This window comes from uncultured Porphyromonas sp. (genome assembly GCF_915070105.1).
GTDB lineage: Bacteria > Bacteroidota > Bacteroidia > Bacteroidales > Porphyromonadaceae > Porphyromonas.
Genome location: NZ_CAJZFJ010000021.1, coordinates 12830 through 33218, shown reverse-complemented (window position 1 = coordinate 33218; position 20389 = coordinate 12830). Strand labels below are relative to the sequence as shown.

The 20389-nt window shown below is 52.3% G+C and carries 13 protein-coding genes; all 13 read right to left on the bottom strand.

All coding sequences use genetic code 11. The features are described from left to right. Positions 1 to 1699 precede the first annotated feature (1699 nt). The 13 genes from QZ554_RS03590 to QZ554_RS03530 all read right to left on the bottom strand — a co-directional run bounded on the left by QZ554_RS03590 (position 1700) and on the right by QZ554_RS03530 (position 20119). Positions 1700 to 2074, bottom strand: a complete 375-nt coding sequence (locus QZ554_RS03590; RefSeq protein WP_297194467.1) for a hypothetical protein — start codon at positions 2072 to 2074, stop codon at positions 1700 to 1702. A gap of 165 nt (positions 2075 to 2239) precedes the next feature. Further along, positions 2240 to 3628 (bottom strand): sodium:proton antiporter NhaD, encoded by a 1389-nt coding sequence (gene nhaD / locus QZ554_RS03585; protein WP_297194465.1) that lies wholly within the window; start codon positions 3626 to 3628, stop codon positions 2240 to 2242. 69 nt (positions 3629 to 3697) lie between these two features. Further along, a complete protein-coding gene (locus QZ554_RS03580) occupies positions 3698 to 4948 on the bottom strand; it encodes a phosphatase PAP2 family protein (RefSeq protein WP_297194463.1) in 1251 nt (416 codons plus the stop codon). Between the two features lie 5 nt (positions 4949 to 4953). Beyond that, entirely contained in the window at positions 4954 to 5586 is a 633-nt protein-coding gene (locus QZ554_RS03575; RefSeq protein WP_297194461.1) for an ATP-binding cassette domain-containing protein, read from the bottom strand. Continuing rightward, positions 5583 to 6494, bottom strand: coding sequence for a zinc ABC transporter substrate-binding protein (locus QZ554_RS03570; protein ID WP_297194459.1), 912 nt, complete (start codon positions 6492 to 6494; stop codon positions 5583 to 5585). The genes QZ554_RS03575 and QZ554_RS03570 overlap by 4 nt, the downstream gene beginning before the upstream one ends. Before the next feature lie 197 nt (positions 6495 to 6691). Then, complete coding sequence (locus QZ554_RS03565; protein WP_297194457.1) at positions 6692 to 7969, bottom strand: LlaJI family restriction endonuclease; 1278 nt, start codon at positions 7967 to 7969, stop codon at positions 6692 to 6694. 411 nt (positions 7970 to 8380) lie between these two features. After that, positions 8381 to 9817: an AAA family ATPase gene (locus QZ554_RS03560; protein WP_297194455.1), complete on the bottom strand. Its 1437-nt coding sequence runs from the start codon at positions 9815 to 9817 to the stop codon at positions 8381 to 8383. A 477-nt stretch (positions 9818 to 10294) separates the two neighbouring features. Next, positions 10295 to 13534, bottom strand: a complete 3240-nt coding sequence (carB, locus tag QZ554_RS03555; protein ID WP_297194454.1) for a carbamoyl-phosphate synthase (glutamine-hydrolyzing) large subunit — start codon at positions 13532 to 13534, stop codon at positions 10295 to 10297. 21 nt (positions 13535 to 13555) lie between these two features. Continuing rightward, a complete protein-coding gene (gene carA / locus QZ554_RS03550; protein WP_297194452.1) occupies positions 13556 to 14629 on the bottom strand; it encodes a glutamine-hydrolyzing carbamoyl-phosphate synthase small subunit in 1074 nt (357 codons plus the stop codon). Between the two features lie 216 nt (positions 14630 to 14845). Continuing rightward, entirely contained in the window at positions 14846 to 16642 is a 1797-nt protein-coding gene (gene argS, locus QZ554_RS03545; protein WP_297194450.1) for an arginine--tRNA ligase, read from the bottom strand. An 85-nt stretch (positions 16643 to 16727) separates the two neighbouring features. Further along, a complete protein-coding gene (gene tilS, locus QZ554_RS03540; protein WP_297194448.1) occupies positions 16728 to 18134 on the bottom strand; it encodes a tRNA lysidine(34) synthetase TilS in 1407 nt (468 codons plus the stop codon). A gap of 4 nt (positions 18135 to 18138) precedes the next feature. Next, positions 18139 to 19011, bottom strand: a complete 873-nt coding sequence (locus tag QZ554_RS03535; RefSeq protein ID WP_297194446.1) for a C4-type zinc ribbon domain-containing protein — start codon at positions 19009 to 19011, stop codon at positions 18139 to 18141. 10 nt (positions 19012 to 19021) lie between these two features. Beyond that, complete coding sequence (locus QZ554_RS03530) at positions 19022 to 20119, bottom strand: Nif3-like dinuclear metal center hexameric protein (RefSeq protein WP_297194444.1); 1098 nt, start codon at positions 20117 to 20119, stop codon at positions 19022 to 19024. Positions 20120 to 20389: the final 270 nt, after the last annotated feature.

The following is a 20389-nucleotide window of genomic DNA, read 5'->3' as shown; positions in this document are numbered from 1 at the left end:
TATGCTCCTTGACGACCTTGCCCTCGCACTATGGTGATTTCATGCGTCAGCTCTGTTCTATCTATCTTACACTCCGTATATGACCTTATACAATGCTTTTATGCAAACTCTCTTCAGCATATTATCACATCCTCAGTTATACAAAGACTTTAGTCAAAGATGATTTGGGTAGCTAGCCTATCTATACTATCTTGTCCTACTAGAAGCAACTATTGTCTTCTTATGAACTGGTCTCGCTTGAGATAATTCTCTTTCTGAAGAGCGTAAGTTTGCATGAAAAATAGGCTGATTCAAAGTAAGTTCTCTGACTATTTCTCAAGGGAAAGTAATTTATAACCATACGACCTGTGGCAGTCATTGAGTCTGAATCTACCCCATAGCTGATCTCTTAAATAAAGCTGTTTCGTTTAATGCTTCAGCACCTATTACCATTATCTAAGCAACTCTAGTTTTTTATCTCAGAGGCTCAGTAGTCTCCTAGAGATCGACATTGCGCTTGTGATAGCTGAGATTCTAAATCTTCGAGCATCTTAATATATTCCTTAGCCTTTCGGTTTTTGGGCAAGTCTTTCAAGAAATGAATGATCCGTCCTATAGATATAGCCACCTCTTGAGCATGAGTTATGCTCTTCGCATTTCCCCATAGCAGGTCATAGAGCTTTGGCACATGCTCTACCAAACAATGACACTCGATTAAGCATGTCATCTGATGTAAAGCGTCTAAATCACTGGGATTACGCTGAAGGCGAAAGTGTAGCGATTGAAATAATTCCTCTATCCAAATCACCTCGTCTTCCTCTGACACGTTATGACTCAGATATAGTTCTATCATTCCTTCTCTCATCATTTGGTATTTACTCCCCAAAAAGGAGAAGAACAGATCTTTAGCGCCTGACTTCATTTATTCGTCACTTTGTACACATTGATAAGCCTCCTCTGATTGAACAAATAATTGGGGCTTCGTTTTTAAATTCTTCTTTACTGGGTAGTCTGTCAATATTCCGTACGAATAAGACATCCTCATCCTCTGAGAAAAATATATACCCGCAGCTATACCAGAATAGCAACACCCTCCGCAGTCGTCCAAGGTCGTCTTCATGAGTAATACCTAAGAGTTGGTGCACTACGTCTCGGGACATATAAGGAGATAGCCCCTGCCATTATCCGCCTCCAGATACTACTCTCGGTAGTGGATGGGCACACGCACTTCATGAGGCTTGTACTGCATCAAGTCGTCTACCTTCTTGGAGTAGATCGCCCTAGAATTCATCATACTCAGAGTATCTAAATTTATCCAAGATCCTTAGCGTGTCAGCTTCCCTGATATACCAAACCGTGATGAGGCTATCAGCTTTAATTCTCCAAGTAAACTCTAATATCCATGTATCATGCGCCAAGCGTCGTTCCATAGGGAACTGCTGCTCCACAGGATGGCGAAATTCGTCATGCTTCTCCTGCAAGATGAAGCTATCTCGATAGAGTGGCTGATAAAGGCTATCTAGTTCCATGGGTGCGTAGCTGATTGGAAATACCTGGCGAGGTATTTGTTGCGATTGCTCCCTACTATGAGTTGTGCAAGCGAGGAGGCTCGTCAGCAAGTAGGAAATCAGAAAGAGCTTTGTCTTCATTCTCATAAGTTATACTTCTATTACATCAAACTTCACAGAAGAGAAATTGTGGTTAAGGGGAAGAATAATTACTAGAATACTTGATTCTCTGAATATCGGAAGTATCTCAGCCTCCTTAATGTATCTGCTTCTCTGACATACCATACTGTAATCAAGCTATCAACTTTCTCCCGCCATGTAAACTCCAGGATCCAGGTCTTGTGAGCCATTCGTTGCTCCATGGGGAATAGCCTCTCTGTCGGGTTCCTGAACTCGTCGTGTAACTCCTGCAAAATGAAGCTATCTCGACAGAGTGGCTGATAAAGGCTGTCCAATTCCTTGGGCATATATCTCTGGGGATGAACCCTGGTGGGCGCTCCCGATGTCTGCCCTCGCCTTCCATTAGTGCATGCAAGCAGGCAGGCAGCAAAACCCATAGCATATATAATTCCTCTAAATATATTCATTATCTATATCTACCTTACGTTATTATCAGCCTCCAGATTTAGAACGACATGCCCCGAGACTTTACCCCTTAGGATAAACATTGAGGATATTTCCCCTCCCTAAAAGACGCTCCCAGTAGATCGCTACGGGTCTACTGGGAGCATCCTTAATACTGGGAGGGGCCCTTAGAAGATGAGTGACTGTAGCTGGTAGACCAAGGCTCCTGCTAGATAACCTGCTAGGGCGAGCAGGCTAAAGCGCTTGAGATAATAGCCAAAGCTAATCTTCTCGAGCCCCATGACCGTCACACCCGTAGCCGATCCAATGATCAGCAGGCTACCTCCCGTCACAGCACAGTAGGCAAGGAAGACCCAGAAGGAGCCATTGAGCATAAAGGGCGAGAGTGCACCACTTGCATCTACGGGGAACATCCCCAGAACCGCCGCAACGAGGGCTACATTATCAAGCATCGAGGAGAGAGCCCCGATAATCAGCGCAAGCACCCCTGAGCTGGGAATGAGCTCTGAGACCTTGCCCGAAGCCATCGCCAGCTGTCCTCCTTCGATCAAGGCTGCTACCGACATCAGGATTCCGAGGAAGTAAAAGATGGTCGTCAGGTCAGCATTGTTGAGCTGCTGGGTCATACGCAGGGTAGTGGCTTCACGTAGGCGCTTCTTATGTGCCGAGAACATGAACTCCGTATAAATCCACACCAGGACAAGGCCAAAGATAACCCCCATGAAGGCGGGCACATCGAAGAACGTCTGCCAGATAGGGACGAGCATCAGGGATAGGATACCCAGTAGAAAGACCGTCACACGAGCCCGCAGAGGTAGGATGTCATACAGTTCATCCTCGGGTACATCGGGTAGCTTACGGAGCTGAGCCCCCTTCTTAAAGAGGAAGAAGTGGGCCAGTAGTGTCGGCACCACCAGGCTCACCAGCGCAGGGATGATGAGGTGGAAGATCTGATAGTAGGGTGTGATACGTCCATTATTCCACAAGAGCAGAGTAGTGACGTCACCGATCGGAGACCAAGAGCCCCCCGCATTACAGGCAATGATACACATACAGGCATACTTCATTCGGTCGGTCGTATCGGGAACGAGCTTGCGCAGGACGGCGATGATGACGATCGAGGCTGCGAGGTTATCGAGAAATGCTGAGAATAAGAACGAAGCTAGGGCAACACGCCACAGCAGCTGACGCTTATTCGTCGTCGCCACGATACTAGCAACGGACTTGAAGCCCCCGTAGCTATCGATCGTGCTAACGAGCACCATCGAGCATAGGACGAAGAAGAGTGTCCCGGCTACATCCCCCAGATGCTCATTGAGCTTGAAGGAGAGATAGTCCGACACATCATGCTCCCCAGTCATGAGCTTAGCATGCTCTAGGTACTCCCTAAAGCCCTCCGTGCCGGAGGCTATATCTATATTGATGAGGAGAATAGCCCAGAGTAGCACGCAGGTCAGTAGGGCTGTCGCAGTCTTATTAACCTTAATCTGTTCCTCGAATGCGATCCCGAGGATCCCCAATATGAAGATCACGGGCATCAAATAATACCAAATCATAAGAATAGGTGACTTTTAGTAAGAATAGGTGACTTTTAGTAAGAATAGGTGACTTTTAGTACGTCCTCCCTAGAAATGTACCTCTAGGGAAGTGGAGATATGATAGGCGATGCCCCGAAGATGGATAGCATCCCCTGCCACAGGCTTTAGTTGGATCCCCGAGGGCACATAATCTGTACCGAAGGGGACACGTATACCGAGATGGCGGGTGAATCGCCAGTGAGGGGCAAACTCCAGCCCCACACCTAGAGCCAGCCGAGGCAGAGAGACCGAGCTTAGCTCGTCACTACGTAGCACCCGCTCGTGGTGCTGGTAGCGAAGCGTACCATGCACAGAGAGGTTTATCCCGAGATTATACCACAGAGGCAGGTCACGTCCTACACCTAGATGTAGGCACAGGGACTTAGCCTCTGCGCTGGGGTCTACAGCCGTCGTAGACTGTCGATAGATACGCTGTAGGGCGAGCTGTAGCTCTGCCTGTAGATAGAGAGGCCACCCCTCTGGTGTGTATTCTGCCCCTAGTCCTAGGGATCGACTAGAGGCATACCACTCGGCCTGCCTGCCCGTGTAGAGGGCACTGGCCTCTATCGGGAGATAGAGGAGAAGACCCGTAGAGGGGAAGGCCGCAGCTGGAGAGAGCTGGCGACGGCTACGACCGAAGATACGATCCGCAGCCCAGTAGCCGATATGTGCCGAGAGGATCCCCAGCCCTGCCCCCGTGATCACATCGCCCACCCAGTGACGATTGTTCAGGAGGCGTCCTAGCCCCGTAGCAGATGCCACGGCATAGCCGACTGGACGTATCCAGGGGTAGCGAGAGCCATACTCGATCCCGAGGAGCTCTGCCGAGGTAAAGGCCATAGCCGTATGTCCCGAGGGAAAGGAGTTACGTGAAGACCTATCAGGACGCTCCACCCGAGCTGTATACTTGATCGCAGAGGTGATGGCCAGCATGGAGGCTGAGGCTAGGGCATCAGCGACCACCATCTGCAGGGGATTATCGGTTATCCCCTTCACACCCGCCAGACGAAGTCCCAGCTGGCCAGCCAAAGGGGCGAACTGCAGGTAGTCATCATAGTGATGACGGAAGTGTGGATAATAGGCGAAGCGTAGCTCCCGTACATGCTGGTTATTCAGCGTCTGGAGCAGACCTGCTGCTACTATTGGTGCAGACATCGTAGCCCCATGGAGCAGGAGTCGGTTGATCTCACCCTTGGAGGTCTGTACACTATCCACACCCTGAGACTGAGGCTGGGCATGTAGCACCTGAACCGTCGTAAGGGAGACGCCGAGCAATAGTCTAGATAAGCTCTTCATCATACGCATTAGTCTTGACCGAGTTGTAGTTCGTGCCACTCCTCACCTGCCCCCGAGGTCATATCATGTGTGACGATGAGGAGCGTTGCATCCTGGGGTACGAGCTCTGTGAGCAGGCCCTGGAAGCTCTGTTTGTAGGCTCTATCGAGAAAGCTGAGAGGCTCATCGAGGATCAAGAGCTCGGGCTGAGAGGCTAGGGCTCTAGCCAAGAGGGTACGCTGGAGCTGTCCACCACTGAGTCGTCCTATGGGGTTATCTAGGAGCTCGTGTACCCCGACGGCCTCTACCAGACGGCTCCGCTCCTCTCGGCGAGCCTTAGGGTCTCGCAGAGCCTTAGGGAGTCCAGAGTCGATTACTTCCCAGACACGTATCGGGAAGTGGCGGTCTATTTGGTTGATCTGCGGGAGGTAGCTCATCACCAGGTCGGAGGTCTCCTGCCCTACCCGATCGAAGCAACGAAGGTGCCCCCCACGTAGCGGGATCAGCCTAAGAAGCGTACGCATGAGCGTTGTCTTCCCACAGCCATTAGGCCCCGTGATCGCCCAGCGCTCGCCACGCTGTATGCTCCAGTCGAAGTGCTCTAGGACAAGGGTATCAGAGTAGCCTATGCTGGCATCCTCTAGTCGTAGGATCGTACTCATCGGGTTGATTGGTTGGGTGTCTGCACAGGCTGGGAGAGGGCATTAGCTATCTTTAGGAGCTCACCCTGCCAGTCGCCATCTAGGGGATTGATCTCATAGGTCTCTGCCCCCAGCTCTGAGGCAATACTATGGACTAGCTTGCTCTCGAACTCCTTCTGTACAAAGACCACCTTCACCCCTGCCTCTCTAGCTCTACGTATGATCCGCTCTAGGTGTGCGGGAGAGGGCTCTTTACCGTCCTCCTCTATGACGAGCTGCTCCAGAGACCACTCGCTGGCGAACTCTGAGAGGGAAGGGTGGTAGATCACGAAGCTCCGAGAGGGGAGCTCCTGAAGGCGAGCCCTAAGGGTCTGCTCTAGGCTGTCCAGCTGTCGGCGTAGCTCCGCCTCACCCTCCTCATAGCGGGCTCGGTGTGCACTATCCACAGCAGAGAGCCCACTGAGGATCGTCTGACTCATAGCCCTAAGTCCCCTAAGACTAGTCCAGTAGTGGGGATCATGTACGAGACCATCATGCTGGTGTCCGTGGTCGGCACTCTGTAGAGTGGCATCGAGCCGTAGGAGGGGTAGCTCGGGCTGTAGGGATCGAATACGATCGATCCAGCTTCGCTCGAAGCCCAGATCACCGATATAGAAGTAGCCCCTACTCTGCGACAGCGACTGTATATCCCGAGGAGTGGGTTCATAGTTCTCTGGGTTATTCCCCTTAGGGAGGAGTGTCGTGACTGAGACCAGCTCTCCCCCAATAGCCTGAATAAGCGAGGCTGCGGGAGCGATGGTCGTCGTGACAGCTACACGACCGCTATCCTGCCTCTGCTCGTGGCATGCACCTAGGGCGAAACAAATGACGAAGAGTAAGGCTATATAGAGATACCCCGACCTTAGGCGACCGAGTAGAGGATGGTTCATTTACCGCTTTGATATGAAGTTTGCTTGCTCATCTTGGGGTGCATCTACCCTTCCCCACCCCTTCCTTTGGGATAGGTATTAGGGCAAAATACAACTGCAAAAATAGCTCAACTACCCCAAATGACCCTCCTCCAGCCCTTCTCGCTCACCGAGCGAGGTTGCTTTGACCAGCAGAGATTACCCACGAGGGGGCTCTCTCAACTGTGACTCCCAGCGAGTTGTTCGAGAGATATAGCAGAGCAATTACAGCCCTCCTTATCCTGCAGGTCTTTTAATATCCCCTCGTTTTCTGTTTCCCCCTTCTTCAGCGCAAGGAGGAGCTTACCCACTTCAGTTTGATATATCTTACCGATGAGCTCCCTAAAGTTACGCTTTACAAACTCCTTGGAGGAGTCCCCTTGTGGGAGCTTTACCTCGTAGAAATCATACCTCTCCTTAAAGGCCTCGATGACATCTTTTCTGAACGTGGCACGAAGAGCATAATTGGTACCCCTGCTCGAGCCTCGACTCTGCACATAGGAAGAGAGCACATAGAGGAAGTTGATGCTATAGGTAAGGACTAAGAGCGTATCCCGATCAAATAAACGATTCTTAAAGTGCCAACTTTCGTTTGTACTCTCCTGTTTCAGCCCAACTTCACTATACGATAAGTTTTCATGGCAGTAGGCCCGGATGAAGAAGTTCGGGGTAAGACTATAGCCTTCCGTTACCTCGTCTCGATAGCGTAAGGTTAGATCTGGGTGCTCAATATTATGCTGTATGACGTTCTTGGCATAGGTGAACTGCTTGTAGAGAGACACATCTTTCACCTCATTATCATCCTTGTAGTACTTACTATCCGCAATAAAGTAGATATCACCTCCCTCTATAAGCGACCTATCTCGGTAGATATGGTCGATGATCTTACCATCCTTCTGCCTCTTCAGACCACTTGGCAGGGAGGAATCCCCGATCAAGCAATCGATCATATCCTCAAAGACGTTATTGAAGTTCCGCACGAGTAAGTACTCATTCTGTTCTTTCTTCTGCGCCATATCCTCCGCTCGCTTATAGAAAGCATAAAGTAAGTCCCATAGCTGTACTAGCTCATCAGCGAAGTATTGACCTCGAATCTTACGTAGCCTCCTTGTCCCCTTACCACTCCGTATCAAGTCTGCGATACGATCGGGCCTTTCCGTCTCGTAGTTGAGGTTGCGCGTCACCGGGAAGTGGTAGGTAGCTCCTAGATAGTCTAGTGTTGAATAGAAGAGGCAGATTAGTTCTTCTTCGTAGTTAACGGCCTTTTCCTTAGTCTTGCACTCAAGGTAGTAAGGCTTCTTGTCCCTAAAGACTGGGGAGGTCGATCGGATCGTTTTGATCCAATGTATTCTATTCCGACCACTATGCATAATGGTCGTAATGCGGATGAAGAGGGACTGATGCTCCTTGGCAAAGCGTAGGAGGGCTAGGATATGATCCAGCAAAGTGGATTCCATCTCTCCTCTGCACCCAGTGACACGGGCCAGCGTTTGCTTGGACGTAATCGTATTAAGCTCTTTACGCTCGTTGTAGAGTGCAATTGCTTGGTAGAGCTGTACCGAGATATCAAATAAGGACGTACGAACCTGAGGTGAGATCTGCTTATTCTCCTCCGATAGGGAGCGTAGACTCCGGGGGATATATTGCCCAAAAGCAGACCCCTTCTCCATGAAGACCTTGGGGAGAATAAAAATAGTCTCTGCAGAGGCTACATCATGATAATAGCCTACACAACCTAATTTGACTTCACCGTTTTGTAGCTTAGTTGAGGTTATCCCCCTTGCTTTTAGGATATCTTGGGGGATATCTCTCGGTCCATAATGATAGTCTTCAAAGAGGATTTTCACGACGATAAAGTCCTAAGATGGTTACTCTTCTCCCTCTTCTACAGTTTCTGTAGTACTTTCACCTTCCTCTCCTTTCATCTCTGTACTAGAGTCCAGTGGTTGTTCTGCAGCCCCTGTAGCATCTCCTGTTCCCTCTATGGCATTCACTGTACCAATCTCTGCTCTAGAGTCCTGTGGCTCTTCTGCTGGCTTTGTGCTCCCTCCATTACCAGACACTAAAGACTGATATGGTAAAACACCAAGATAAGCCATTAAACCATTCAGTTTCCGCGTACCTTCCCCTCCATACAGATCATTGAAACTAAATTCTTTTTCATCCTTATCACGGAAGAAATTACCTTGAGTTCCATATTCATCCTTACATACCTCATGCCATAGATAGGACATGACCTTACTCTTGAACTCTTCTTCATTTACCGATCTTGTGATGAAGAAGTTCCCCATTTGCTTATCCTCTGAGCTCGTTATCTCGCGGATCTTCTCATTAACTTTCTTTAAGAAGTCCACCCATAAGTATTTCTTCCCGTCAATAGCTATCTTAAAACTACCTGAAACAGGCTCACTGTACTTAATAGGTACATACATCCAATCCCATCTGCGCTTGAATGCACTATCCATCGGGAAGAGAGATTGGTCTGAGGTGTTCATTGTGGCCATGATATAGAGATTGGGAGGCAGACGTAACTCCCCACCTTTAATCCCCTCATGACCTTGCCCCAACACCGTCTCTAGGTAGTGTACGAGATCTTTATCAGCCTTGATTCCATAGGTTGAACTACCATCGTTCTGACGGTCTAGTAGCTGAAAGAGGTCACCAAATATCTGAGCACAATTCCCTCGGTTGATTTCCTCGATTACAAGGTAGATGGGCTCATTAGCTTGCTTGTTCTTCCAAGCCTGTACGTAAGTATCCGTAAAGGCTTGTGGAGTGAATTCATACTTGATCTCGTTCCCCTCCATGACAGGTTTATAACAACCTACAAAGCTAGCATAGTCGCTATCGGGGTGAAAGATCGTACGGAAGATATTCTCTTTAGCCACATGAGCCTCCCTCAGTTTAACCTTTACCGTATAAGACTTACCAGTACCTGGAGCTCCGAAGTAGATGACCTGATGAGAATGGATAGAGGACTGGACTTGAGTACTCTCTATGGGAGCATCTGTCAAGTCCAAAGATTTGAGGTAATCAGAATAATACCGCAGGGCATTCCGCTGATTGTGATTCTTGTCCAAGGAACAATACTCGGAATCCCCTTTAAGTTGTGTGATAATAGCGTCTAACTCTGACGGCTCTGATATATCGTATATATCAAAGGTATCAAAGCCTTTTAATGTAGCTAGCGTTCTATTCGTTAAAGCGAAACTCGAGTAGCAGGCACAGGTATTCTCACTGAGTTTGGGGTCCTCTCTACTTTTAAGGAATTCTTTGTATCCTTTCTTTAGTGCATTCTTATCCATGTGCTTTGAGTGGTTATTATGATATGAATATGATAGTTATCTCAGGGATGGGAAGCTAAACACCTTATACCTGATATTCATCTTGTACAACTTGTTGTAAAAGCGACCTCTCCTCTCAAATTACCTAGGCGAAGGTATAGTTTTCTGAATGGATACCAAAAACTCATCCTTAGGTACTCTGTATCAAGCATTAGGAGAGGGAAAAAGTGAGTATACTGAGAAGGCTGATGCGAACATATAATGAACGCCCTCGTCACCTATGTAAGGTGACGAGGGCGTTCATACTGAGTCCGCTCTTGCGATCATTACGTGTCCGCTAATAGGGGTCTCGGAATGCACACAAAACCTTGTCTACAAGGATCTTTGTGCCCTCTACTTTTGAGGATGGGGATAGCCCCGCCTTGGGGGAGTAAAGACACGGGCGAGAAGGCTGACCAGCCTTCTCGCCCGTGGAGCTATTGGAGTTGTGCCTGAGTCTTAGCGATACTCGCGCCAGCTCTTGATCTGGAGCCCCTCCAGCGGAAGGGTACAGAAGGATGTGATGAAGGCCGAGGCTAGACGAGCATTCGTGAGCAAGGGGATATTGAGGTCAATGGCCGCACGACGTAGGCGATAGCCGTTGGTCAGTTCGCCTGCGGTGAGGTTCTTGTTGATATTGACGACCATATCGATCTTCTTCTCGTGCAGGAGGTCAAGAGCCTGAGGGTGCCGCCCCTCATCCGTAGGCCAAAAGACCAGCGTGGAGGGAATACCATTCTCAGCGAGCATGTCGTGCGTCCCCTGCGTGGCATAGAGCGTATAGCCCCGCTCGTGGAGGAGGTGCGCAGCATCAAGCATATCTACCTTCTGCTTATAGCCCCCAGTAGAGAGGAGGACAGAACGCTCGGGGATACGATAGCCTACGGAGAGCATAGACTTGAGGATGGCCTCGTTCGTATCATCGCCTAGGCAGCCCACCTCGCCGGTGCTCATCATGTCCACACCGAGGACGGGGTCAGCCTTCTGCAGACGAGCGAAGGAGAACTGCGAGGCCTTGATCCCCACATAGTCTAGGTCGAAGGCACTCTTATTTGGCTTCTCGACGTGCTGTCCGAGCATGATGCGGGTAGCTAGCTCGATGAAGTTAATCTTCAGTACCTTGCTCACGAAGGGGAAGCTGCGAGAGGCTCTGAGGTTACACTCGATGACCTTGATCTCATTGCCCTTGGCGAGGAACTGGATGTTGAAGGGGCCCGATATATGCAGAGCCTCTGCGATCTGACGACTGATGCGCTTGATACGGCGAACGGTCTCCACATAGAGCTTCTGCCCAGGGAACTGGATCGTCGCATCACCCGAGTGGACACCAGCGAACTCGATATGCTCACTGATCGCATAGGCGATGATCTCGCCACGCTGTGCGACGGCATCGATCTCTACCTCCTTGGCGTGCTCGATGAATTGGCTCACGACGACAGGGTGCTCCTTAGAGACCTCGGCAGCGAGCTCGAGGAAGCGATAGAGTTCCTCGGCATTGGAGCAGACGTTCATAGCAGCGCCTGATAGGACGTAGCTAGGACGGACGAGTACGGGGAAGCCAACCTCCTCGATGAAGCTATCTATATCAGACAGCGAGGTAAGCTCTCTCCAACGGGGCTGGTCGATGCCGAGGCGGTCGAGCATAGCGGAGAACTTATGCCTATCCTCCGCATTGTCGATGTCCTCTGCCTGCGTCCCGAGGATTGGGATCTGCTGCGCATGGAGCTTGAGGGCGAGGTTATTCGGTATCTGTCCGCCCGTAGAGAGGATGACCCCACGTGGAGCCTCTAGGTCGAGGATGTCTAGGACACGCTCTAGGGTCAGCTCATCGAAGTAGAGACGATCGGTGATATCGTAGTCCGTGCTGACGGTCTCGGGGTTGTAGTTGATCATCACCGAGCGTAGCCCCTGCTCTCGGATGGTCTGTAGGGCATTCACCCCACACCAGTCGAACTCTACCGAGCTACCGATACGATATGCCCCCGATCCTAGGACGACGACAGAGCGACCATCGGCTTCGTAGGAGATGTCGTTGGCCGTACCGCTGTAGGTCAGATAGAGGTAGTTCGTCTCAGCTGGATATTCGGCAGCGAGGGTGTCGATCTGCTTGACTACGGGGAGGATGCCGAGCTTCTTACGCAGGGAGCGTACCTCTAGGGCCTGCTCGTCACGAGCTCGCTCACCGTGCTTGTTTAGGACAAAGCGTGCGATCTGGAAGTCTGAGAAGCCCTGACGCTTGGCATGTAGGAGGAGTTCCTTCGACAGGTCTGCTATGGCGTCCGTCTCTGCTAGGCGGAGAGAAGTACGGACGATGCTCTGTAGCTTATCGAGGAACCAGCGGTCGATCTTGGTCAGCTGGTGCACCTGCTCTACTGTGTAGCCAGAGCGTAGCGCCTGGCTGATTGCAAAGATACGTGTGTCGGTAGGTGCACTCAGAGCACGGTCTAGCTCGGAGCTAGCTATCTCCTTGGTGCTATTGCTGACGAAGCCATGCATCCCCTGGCCGATCATACGTAGCCCCTTCTGGATAGCTTCCTCAAAGGTACGCCCGATAGCCATTACTTCGCCCACAGACTTCATGCTACTACCTAGCTCACGAGACACCCCATGGAACTTACCTAGGTCCCAACGAGGGATCTTACAGACGACATAGTCCAGTGCTGGCTCAAAGAAAGCAGGGGTCGTACGCGTGACCGAGTTCTTCAGCTCAAAGAGGCCATAGCCGAGCCCTAGCTTAGCAGCTACGAAGGCCAGTGGGTAGCCCGTAGCCTTGGAGGCTAGCGCAGAGGAGCGAGATAGACGGGCATTGACCTCGATCACTCGGTAATCTTCGCTGTCGGGGTCTAGAGCATACTGGACATTACACTCCCCGACGATCCCGATGTGGCGGACGATGCGGATAGCGATCTCACGGAGCTTGTGGTACTCATTATTGGTTAGGGTCTGCGAGGGAGCGACGACGATACTCTCCCCGGTGTGGATACCGAGGGGGTCGAAGTTCTCCATATTACAGACCGTGATGCAGTTATCATAGCAGTCACGCACGACCTCGTACTCGACTTCCTTCCACCCCTTGAGGCTCTTCTCTACGAGTACCTGAGGGGAGAAGGCAAAGGCCTTGCTACACAGCTCATCCAGCTCCTGCTCGTTGTCACAGAAGCCACTCCCGAGCCCTCCTAGGGCATAGGCAGCACGGATAATCACAGGGTAGCCTAGAGAAGAGGCTGCATGGCGGGCATCCTCGACACACTCCACAGCGTGGCTCTGGATCGTCTTGACATTGATCTCGTCAAGCTTGCGGGCGAAGAGGTCACGATCCTCGGTATTCATAATCGCCTCTACTGGGGTACCAAGCACCTCTACACCGAAGCGGTCTAGGACACCACTCTGATGGAGAGCCACCCCACAGTTAAGCGCCGTCTGCCCACCGAAGGCAAGGAGGATCCCCTGTGGACGCTCCTTCTCAATCACCTTCTCGATAAAGAAGGGAGTGACGGGGAGGAAGTAGATCTCATCGGCTATCCCCTCGGAGGTCTGTACGGTCGCGATATTGGGGTTCACGAGGACGGTGTGTATCCCCTCCTCTCGTAGAGCCTTCAGCGCCTGCGAGCCTGAGTAGTCAAACTCCCCAGCTTCTCCTATCTTCAGAGCTCCTGATCCGAGGAGCAGCACCTTCTGTATCTTGTTCTTGTCGATCATCGTCTATCTATATTTAGGGGATTAGAGGAGGCTTAGGAATTCGTCAAAGATGAAGACCGTATCGGTAGGCCCACTGCAAGCCTCGGGGTGGAACTGAGCAGAGAAGAAGGGTAGCGTCTCGTGGCAGATCCCTTCGTTCGTACCATCATTGAGGTTGACGTACTTCTCTCTCCAGCCTTCGCCAAGCGTGGAGGTATCGACAGCGTAGCCGTGGTTTTGGCTGGTGATGTAGCATCGGGTCGTACTGACCTCCCGTACGGGCTGGTTATGGCTACGATGCCCATACTTCATCTTGGTGATTCGAGCCCCAGCAGCTGCTGCTAGGAGCTGGTTCCCCATGCAGATACCGCAGATAGGCTTCTTCCTCTCGAAGGCACGGCGGATATGCTCCACCGTCACCTGACACATATTGGGGTCGCCAGGGCCGTTGGAGATGAAGAGACCATCGAAGTCTATTTGGTTGAAGTCATAGTCCCAGGGGACCCGGTAGAGTGTGACCTCGGGACGAATGAGGTTGCGCACGATGTTGTTCTTCGCTCCACAGTCCACGAGTACCACTTTCTTCGGTCCATTGCCGTAGATCGTGACCTCCTTGGGGGAGGCTTCCGCTACTAGGTTGCGCATATTGGGGTCTTCGAAGGGAATGTCTTCGGCTCCCTCTAGGAGGATCTTACCTCGCATCGAGCCTTTCTCCCGCAGTGTCTTGGCGAGCTCACGGGTGTCGATACCAGTGAGTCCGAAAACCTTCTCCTGGCAGAGCCAGTGAGCGAGTGAGCCCTCTGCATTCCAGTGGCTGTGCTCCTCTGAGTAGTCCGAGACCACGATCCCTAGGGGATGGATCCGATCGCTCTCTCTGTAGAGTGCGATCCCGTGAGCATCCCGCTCCGAGGAGGGTACCCCATAGTTCCCCACAAGGGGATAGGTCATCACGAGGATCTGACCCCTATAGCTGGGGTCGGTGAAGCTCTCTGTGTAGCCAGTCATGGCGGTAGTGAAGACCACTTCCCCAGCTACTGAGGCTTCGTAGCCGAAGGAATATCCCTCGAATCGGCTACCATCATCTAGGAGCAGTGTCGCACGCTTGTACTCTTGCATTGGGCTTTATCTATATGTAAGGTGATGAAGATCGGTCAGCGAAGGTATTATAAAGAGAAAAGCCGTCTACCAAGCAGAGCTTGACATACGGCTTTCTATATCTTTGGTTGCTCCCGAGGAGCAGAGACCTCAGTGTCATTGATACGCTTGTGAGTGACCTTAAGTAGGACTTCTTTGCCCTACCTCACGCACAAAGGTAACAAAAATTCACTAACGCTACATTCTATCAGGCATCTCGATCCCCAGTAGATCAAACGCAGAGGCGATCGTACGAGCCACCACAGAGGAGAGGGCTAGGCGGAACGAACGCAGTGAGGCATCCGGCTCATGGAGCATAGAGTGGTCGTGGTAGAACTGGTTGTACTCCTTCACCAGATCATAGACGTAGCTCGCTATGACGGCTGGGCTAAAGGTACGTCCAGCCTCCTGCACCACCTCGGGGTAGTCCGTGATCTTGGAGATCAAGGAGATCTCCTTAGCGGAGAGAGCAAGATCTGTAGGCAAAACCTCTGGGATAGCCCCTAGTCCCTTCTCCTCGGCTCTACGAATCACGCTGCAGATACGAGCATAGGTGTACTGGATGAATGAGCCCGTATTGCCGTTGAAGTCGATACTTTCCTCGGGATTGAAGACCATATTCTTCCTAGGGTCTACCTTTAGGATAAAGTACTTGAGCGAACCGAGCCCGACACGGCGAGCTACCTCCTGAGCCTCTTCGGGGGACATATCACTGGCCTTACCCTGCTCATGAGCAATGGTGAGCGCCGTCTGAGTCATCTCGTCCATCAGGTCATCGGCATCCACGACTGTACCCTCACGGCTCTTCATCTTGCCATTGGGTAGCTCTACCATCCCATAGCTAAAGTGTACAAGCCCCTTGCCGAAGGCATAGCCTAGGCGGTCAAGAAGTAGGGAGAGCACTTTGAAATGATACTCCTGCTCGTTACCCACGACATAGACCATCTTATCGATGGGATACTTGTCAAAGCGCATCTTCGCTGTACCAATATCCTGCGTGATGTAGACGGAGGTGCCATCAGAGCGAAGGAGGATCTTCCTATCCAGACCTTCGCTGGTGAAGTCCGCCCAAACGGAACCATCAGGGTCCTGTACGAAGAGCCCTTCGTTGAGTCCACGGAGTACCTCTTCCTTGCCTAGGAGATAGGTCTGAGACTCATAGTAGATCTCGTCAAAGCTCACCCCTAGACGGCGGTACGTCTCATCGAAGCCAGCGTAGACCCATGAGTTCATCATGCGCCAGAGGTTCACCACCTCCTCATCGCCTTCTTCCCAGCGACGGAGCAGGGCACGTGCCTCGGCCATGAGGGGGGAGGCAGCCTCGGCTTCCTCCTGGCTCTTGCCATCGGAGATGAGGGCAGCTACCTCAGCCTTGTAGTGCTTGTCGAAGAGCACATAGAAGTCCCCGATCAGATGGTCTCCCTTCTTACCCGTACTCTCTGGAGTGGCGCCATTGCCCCAACGCATCCACGCAAGCATCGACTTACAGATATGGATACCTCGGTCATTGACAATATTGGTCTTGAAGACCTTGTTCCCCGTAGCCTCTAGGATCTTGGCGATACTATAGCCGAGGAGGTTATTGCGGATATGGCCTAGGTGGAGCGGCTTATTGGTGTTAGGCGATGAATACTCTACCATGACAAAGGGCGCATCAGCACCTGCCTGGACATGCCCATAGTGCTCCTCATGGCGAATGCTATTCAGCTCCTCAAGCCAAGCGGAGGGGGCAATCGTAAGGTTCAGAAAGCCCTTGACGACCTGCACCGAGCTCACCAGTGGCGAGTGCTCCAGCAGATAGCTCCCGAGCTCCTGTGCTGTTGCCTCTGGGCTCTTTCGTGAGATCTTCAGTAGGGGAAAGGTAACAAGTGTCCACTGCCCCTCGAACTCGCTACGTGTCCGCTGTAGCTGAAGCTGTGTGGCACTGACCTGCTGTCCGTAGAGGGCTTCTACAGCCTCCATCGCAGACTGCTGTAGGGATTGTATGATCGACATACTCGTTCTATGCTTTATTTATTCTGCTTATAATCAACCTTGGGAGGGACAAAGGTACACTTTCTAGGGGGGATAGCTCCCTACCCTACTCTTCCTCCCTATCCCTCTCTTCTCCAAGAGGGCTACTTAGGCGAAGGTGCAGGACCAGCTTGGTCTCTGCTGATAGGGCATACCGACGATCGGGGACGTGCCCAATGAGCCAAAGGATCTGATCCCCTCGGACGAGAAGCAGTGCCTCTGCCCGATCTCGGTGGCTATATTTGCCATCGATGAAGATACGGCGGAGGAGCTTGCGCCCCTTCATGCCATAGGGATAGAGGGCATCCCCCTCCTCACGTCTGCGGATCAAGAGCTCTGTCACCCCCAATGCCTCGTAGTCATAGAGAGCTTCATTAGGGGGCAGAGGAAGGAGGCTACGATGATTCTCGGGACTAGGATAGACTCCCCACCTGAGTACAGAGCCCGAGGGAAGGGTTATCACTCCCCCCTCGGCTATATCAATCGTCTCTTGATAGGCTACGATCTCCTCGTCTCGTGGGCTCAGCTCCAGATACTCACTTCCCCGCACCAGGGTATACCCATCGCTGTGAAAGGTAGCTCCTGCAGTTCCCTCTCTTAGCTGCGAGTGGATCTGTAGGACGAGCTCCCGAGAGAAGCCATAGGGGTGAAGGAGTTCGTAGAGTAGCGTCTGTGGAGCCGAGGAGCCGAGGATACCCGGCACACTGATCTGTCCTCGCTCTGTGAGGAGCTCCCACCGAAGCTCCTCTACCCGCTCTAGGTAAAGCGTCTCCACCCCACGGAGATTCTCTAGAGTACGCTCGGCAGCTCTACGGAAGGAAGGGTTGAGCTCCTCCAGCAAAGGGATTAAGCGGTGGCGAATGAGATTACGCCGATAGCGTAGGTCTGCGTTGGAGCTATCCTCGCAGTAAGGCTGACCAAGAGAGCGGAGATAGTCGAGGACTAGTGCCCTCGGGCAGTCCATCAGGGGACGAATAACCCCATCCGTATCCCTGCGGTAAGGCATACCACTCACGCCCCTTATACCTGTCCCCATCGAGAGGTTCAGCAGGAGGGTCTCTATCTGGTCATCCGCATTATGAGCTACGGCAGTGACCGTAGGCACATTCGCCTGATCCCTCAGGACGGCAAACCAACGATAGCGGAGCTCCCTCGCCCCCATCTCCACAGAGACTCCTGGGTGGGCCGCTACATAGGCTCGGGTGTCAAAGTGCTGGACGAGATAGGGAAGGCCGTGCTGCTCTGCTAGGCTACGGACAAAAGCCTCATCCCCATCACTCTCCTCGCCCCTCAGGGCGAAATCGCAGTGCAGGAGCCGTAGATGCGCTCCATAGCCTAAAGCTAAAAGAGCCATCAGTAGGGCTACAGAGTCTGCGCCCCCACTGATGGCAAGATGTATCTGCTCCCTCCCGGTGGGTAGGAGCTGGTGAGACCGTATCGTCTCCGAGACCCGCACGAGGAGCGGATGAGGCATAGGCCTACTGGTGCTCGTGAGCCTCCTCGATGAGCTCGGGATCGACGAGGATACGTCCGCAGTATTCGCAGACAATGATCTTCTTGTGGAGCTTCAGGTCTACCTGACGCTGGGGAGGAATCTTATTGAAGCAACCTCCGCAGGCATCACGGTCAATGGGCACTACGGCTAGACCATTGCGAGCCCCCTCACGGATACGGCGAAAGGCATGTAGGAGACGCTCCTCGATCCCCTCCTCTAGGCGGATGGCATCAGCACGTAGAGCTTCTTCCTCTTGCTTCGTCTCGTTCTTGATACGAGCTAGTTCTTCCTGCTTGGACTGTAGGTCGATCTTGCGCTCAGCTATCGTCTCCTTAAGGGCGGAGATACGCTCGCTACGCTGCTGGATGTCAGCATTGCCCTCGTTGATACGCTTCTGGGAAAGCTCGATCTCGAGTCCCTGGAACTCGATCTCCTTGGAGAGGTTATCGTACTCGCGGTTATTCTTGACATTGTCGAGCTGTACCTTGTACTTCTCGATCTTCTCCTCCGAGGTCACGATACGAGCCTTCTCGGTGGCGATGGCTTGCTTCTGTCGCTTGTTGTCCTCCTCGAGATGCTTTAGACGTGTCTCCATCCCTGCGATCTCATCCTCGAGATCCTGCACTTCTAGTGGGAGTTCGCCACGCAGGGTCTTGATATGATCGATCTTGGTAAAGGTCTCCTGCAGACGGCTCAGTGCGATGAGCTTATCTGCGACACTTCCTTCGCGGGAGCTGACAGCAGGATCAGCGACGGGCTGCTCGACGACCTCCTCGGTCTGGACGACGGGAGCCTCAGCCTTCTTTGCGGTCTTCTTCGCTGCCGTTGTAGTCTTCTTCGTTGTTTCTTTCGCCATTATAAATGCTCTATAGCGCTATTATAGGATTGGAGTCTAACTCGCTTTGATAGACCGCAAAGTTAGCTATTTTCGCTGAAATGATTTCCGCCAGTAACCGTGAGGCTATCTTTTCGCTCTCGTAGTGACCGACAGTGACGAGGACGGGACTCCCTTCGCAGTCAAAGTAGTCATTATACTTCGCTTCTCCCGTGATGAAGATGTCAGCGCCTAGTGCCCGAGCCTTCCTCCAGAGGAATGCCCCAGCTCCCCCGCATAGGGCGACTCGGCTTACGGTCTCCTTCTTCGTAACACTATAGCGTAGCTGTCGTGTCTCGAAGTAGCTCTCTACCTCAGAGAGGAAGGTCGTCAAGGGGAGAGGCTCTGGGAGATCCCCGATGATACCGCTACCAGTAGTCCGATCCTGATTCCGCAGAGCTACAAAGCTATAAGCGGGGGTCTCGTAGGGATGGGAGCGAAGGAGAGCCTCCTCCACTCGCCCCTCGAGGTAGGCTGGTAAGACGACGCTCAGCCGATCCTCTGGCTCTCGATGCAGGGTACCCACCTGCCCTACAAAGGGCTGTGCACCATCGAGCGCACGGAACGTTCCCTCGCCCTGAGAGCGGTAGCTGCAGCTATCGTAAGCTCCTAGACGGCCTGCCCCTGCCTCCCAGAGAGCAGCTGAGACAGCCTCGGTATGGGCTCTGGGGACAAAGGTCACCAGCTCCACGAGCAGGTTCGGCGAAGGCTCTAGTACCCGCACTCGCTGGAGACCGAGGTCACGAGCCAGCAGGTAGTTCAGTCCCTCAGGGGCATTGTCCGCCGAAGTGTGTGCGGCATAGATACTGATCCCATGCTGGAGGGCTAGGCGCACACACCGCTCGATATAGCTCGAGGTGCCGATACGCTTAAGTCCCTTAAATAGGAGGGGGTGATGGGCGATGATGACATTTGCTCCTCGCTCGATAGCCTCTCTGATGACATCTTCGGTGACATCCACGCAGCAGAGGACACCCGTAGCCACTGCCGATGGATCCCCGACCTGAAGGCCACAGTTGTCATAGCTCTCTTGCAGTGCCGAAGGGATCTTCGCCTCTAGGGCATCCCACACCTCATGTACTCGTATCATAATCTGCAGTTTCTAGTCCGTCTTTGATTTCACCCCCAAAGGTAGCTAATTTTCCCTCGTACCTCCAGCTCCTTTGCCTCCCCCTCAACGCCCGCCACAGCCCCCTCTTGCTCCCCTCGAAGGATCGCCCTCACTACCTCTCCACAGGTATCCCCACTATCTCGGGGCAGACAGTAGAAAGGCATCCGAGGAAGCATGCTCGATAGGCTCGGGAGAGAAAAAGCACCCCCGAGACTTAGCCTACGTGCAAGCTAAGCCTCGGGGGGAAGC

What these genes read in the sequence shown, in the direction of transcription:
- QZ554_RS03590 (WP_297194467.1), bottom strand. Translation starts at nt 2,074, where the DNA reads ATGAATATATTTAGAGGAATTATATATGCTATGGGTTTTGCTGCCTGC.
- nhaD (WP_297194465.1), bottom strand. Translation starts at nt 3,628, where the DNA reads ATGATTTGGTATTATTTGATGCCCGTGATCTTCATATTGGGGATCCTC.
- QZ554_RS03580 (WP_297194463.1), bottom strand. Translation starts at nt 4,948, where the DNA reads ATGATGAAGAGCTTATCTAGACTATTGCTCGGCGTCTCCCTTACGACG.
- QZ554_RS03575 (WP_297194461.1), bottom strand. Translation starts at nt 5,586, where the DNA reads ATGAGTACGATCCTACGACTAGAGGATGCCAGCATAGGCTACTCTGAT.
- QZ554_RS03570 (WP_297194459.1), bottom strand. Translation starts at nt 6,494, where the DNA reads ATGAACCATCCTCTACTCGGTCGCCTAAGGTCGGGGTATCTCTATATA.
- QZ554_RS03565 (WP_297194457.1), bottom strand. Translation starts at nt 7,969, where the DNA reads ATGGAATCCACTTTGCTGGATCATATCCTAGCCCTCCTACGCTTTGCC.
- QZ554_RS03560 (WP_297194455.1), bottom strand. Translation starts at nt 9,817, where the DNA reads ATGGATAAGAATGCACTAAAGAAAGGATACAAAGAATTCCTTAAAAGT.
- carB (WP_297194454.1), bottom strand. Translation starts at nt 13,534, where the DNA reads ATGATCGACAAGAACAAGATACAGAAGGTGCTGCTCCTCGGATCAGGA.
- carA (WP_297194452.1), bottom strand. Translation starts at nt 14,629, where the DNA reads ATGCAAGAGTACAAGCGTGCGACACTGCTCCTAGATGATGGTAGCCGA.
- argS (WP_297194450.1), bottom strand. Translation starts at nt 16,642, where the DNA reads ATGTCGATCATACAATCCCTACAGCAGTCTGCGATGGAGGCTGTAGAA.
- tilS (WP_297194448.1), bottom strand. Translation starts at nt 18,134, where the DNA reads ATGCCTCATCCGCTCCTCGTGCGGGTCTCGGAGACGATACGGTCTCAC.
- QZ554_RS03535 (WP_297194446.1), bottom strand. Translation starts at nt 19,011, where the DNA reads ATGGCGAAAGAAACAACGAAGAAGACTACAACGGCAGCGAAGAAGACC.
- QZ554_RS03530 (WP_297194444.1), bottom strand. Translation starts at nt 20,119, where the DNA reads ATGATACGAGTACATGAGGTGTGGGATGCCCTAGAGGCGAAGATCCCT.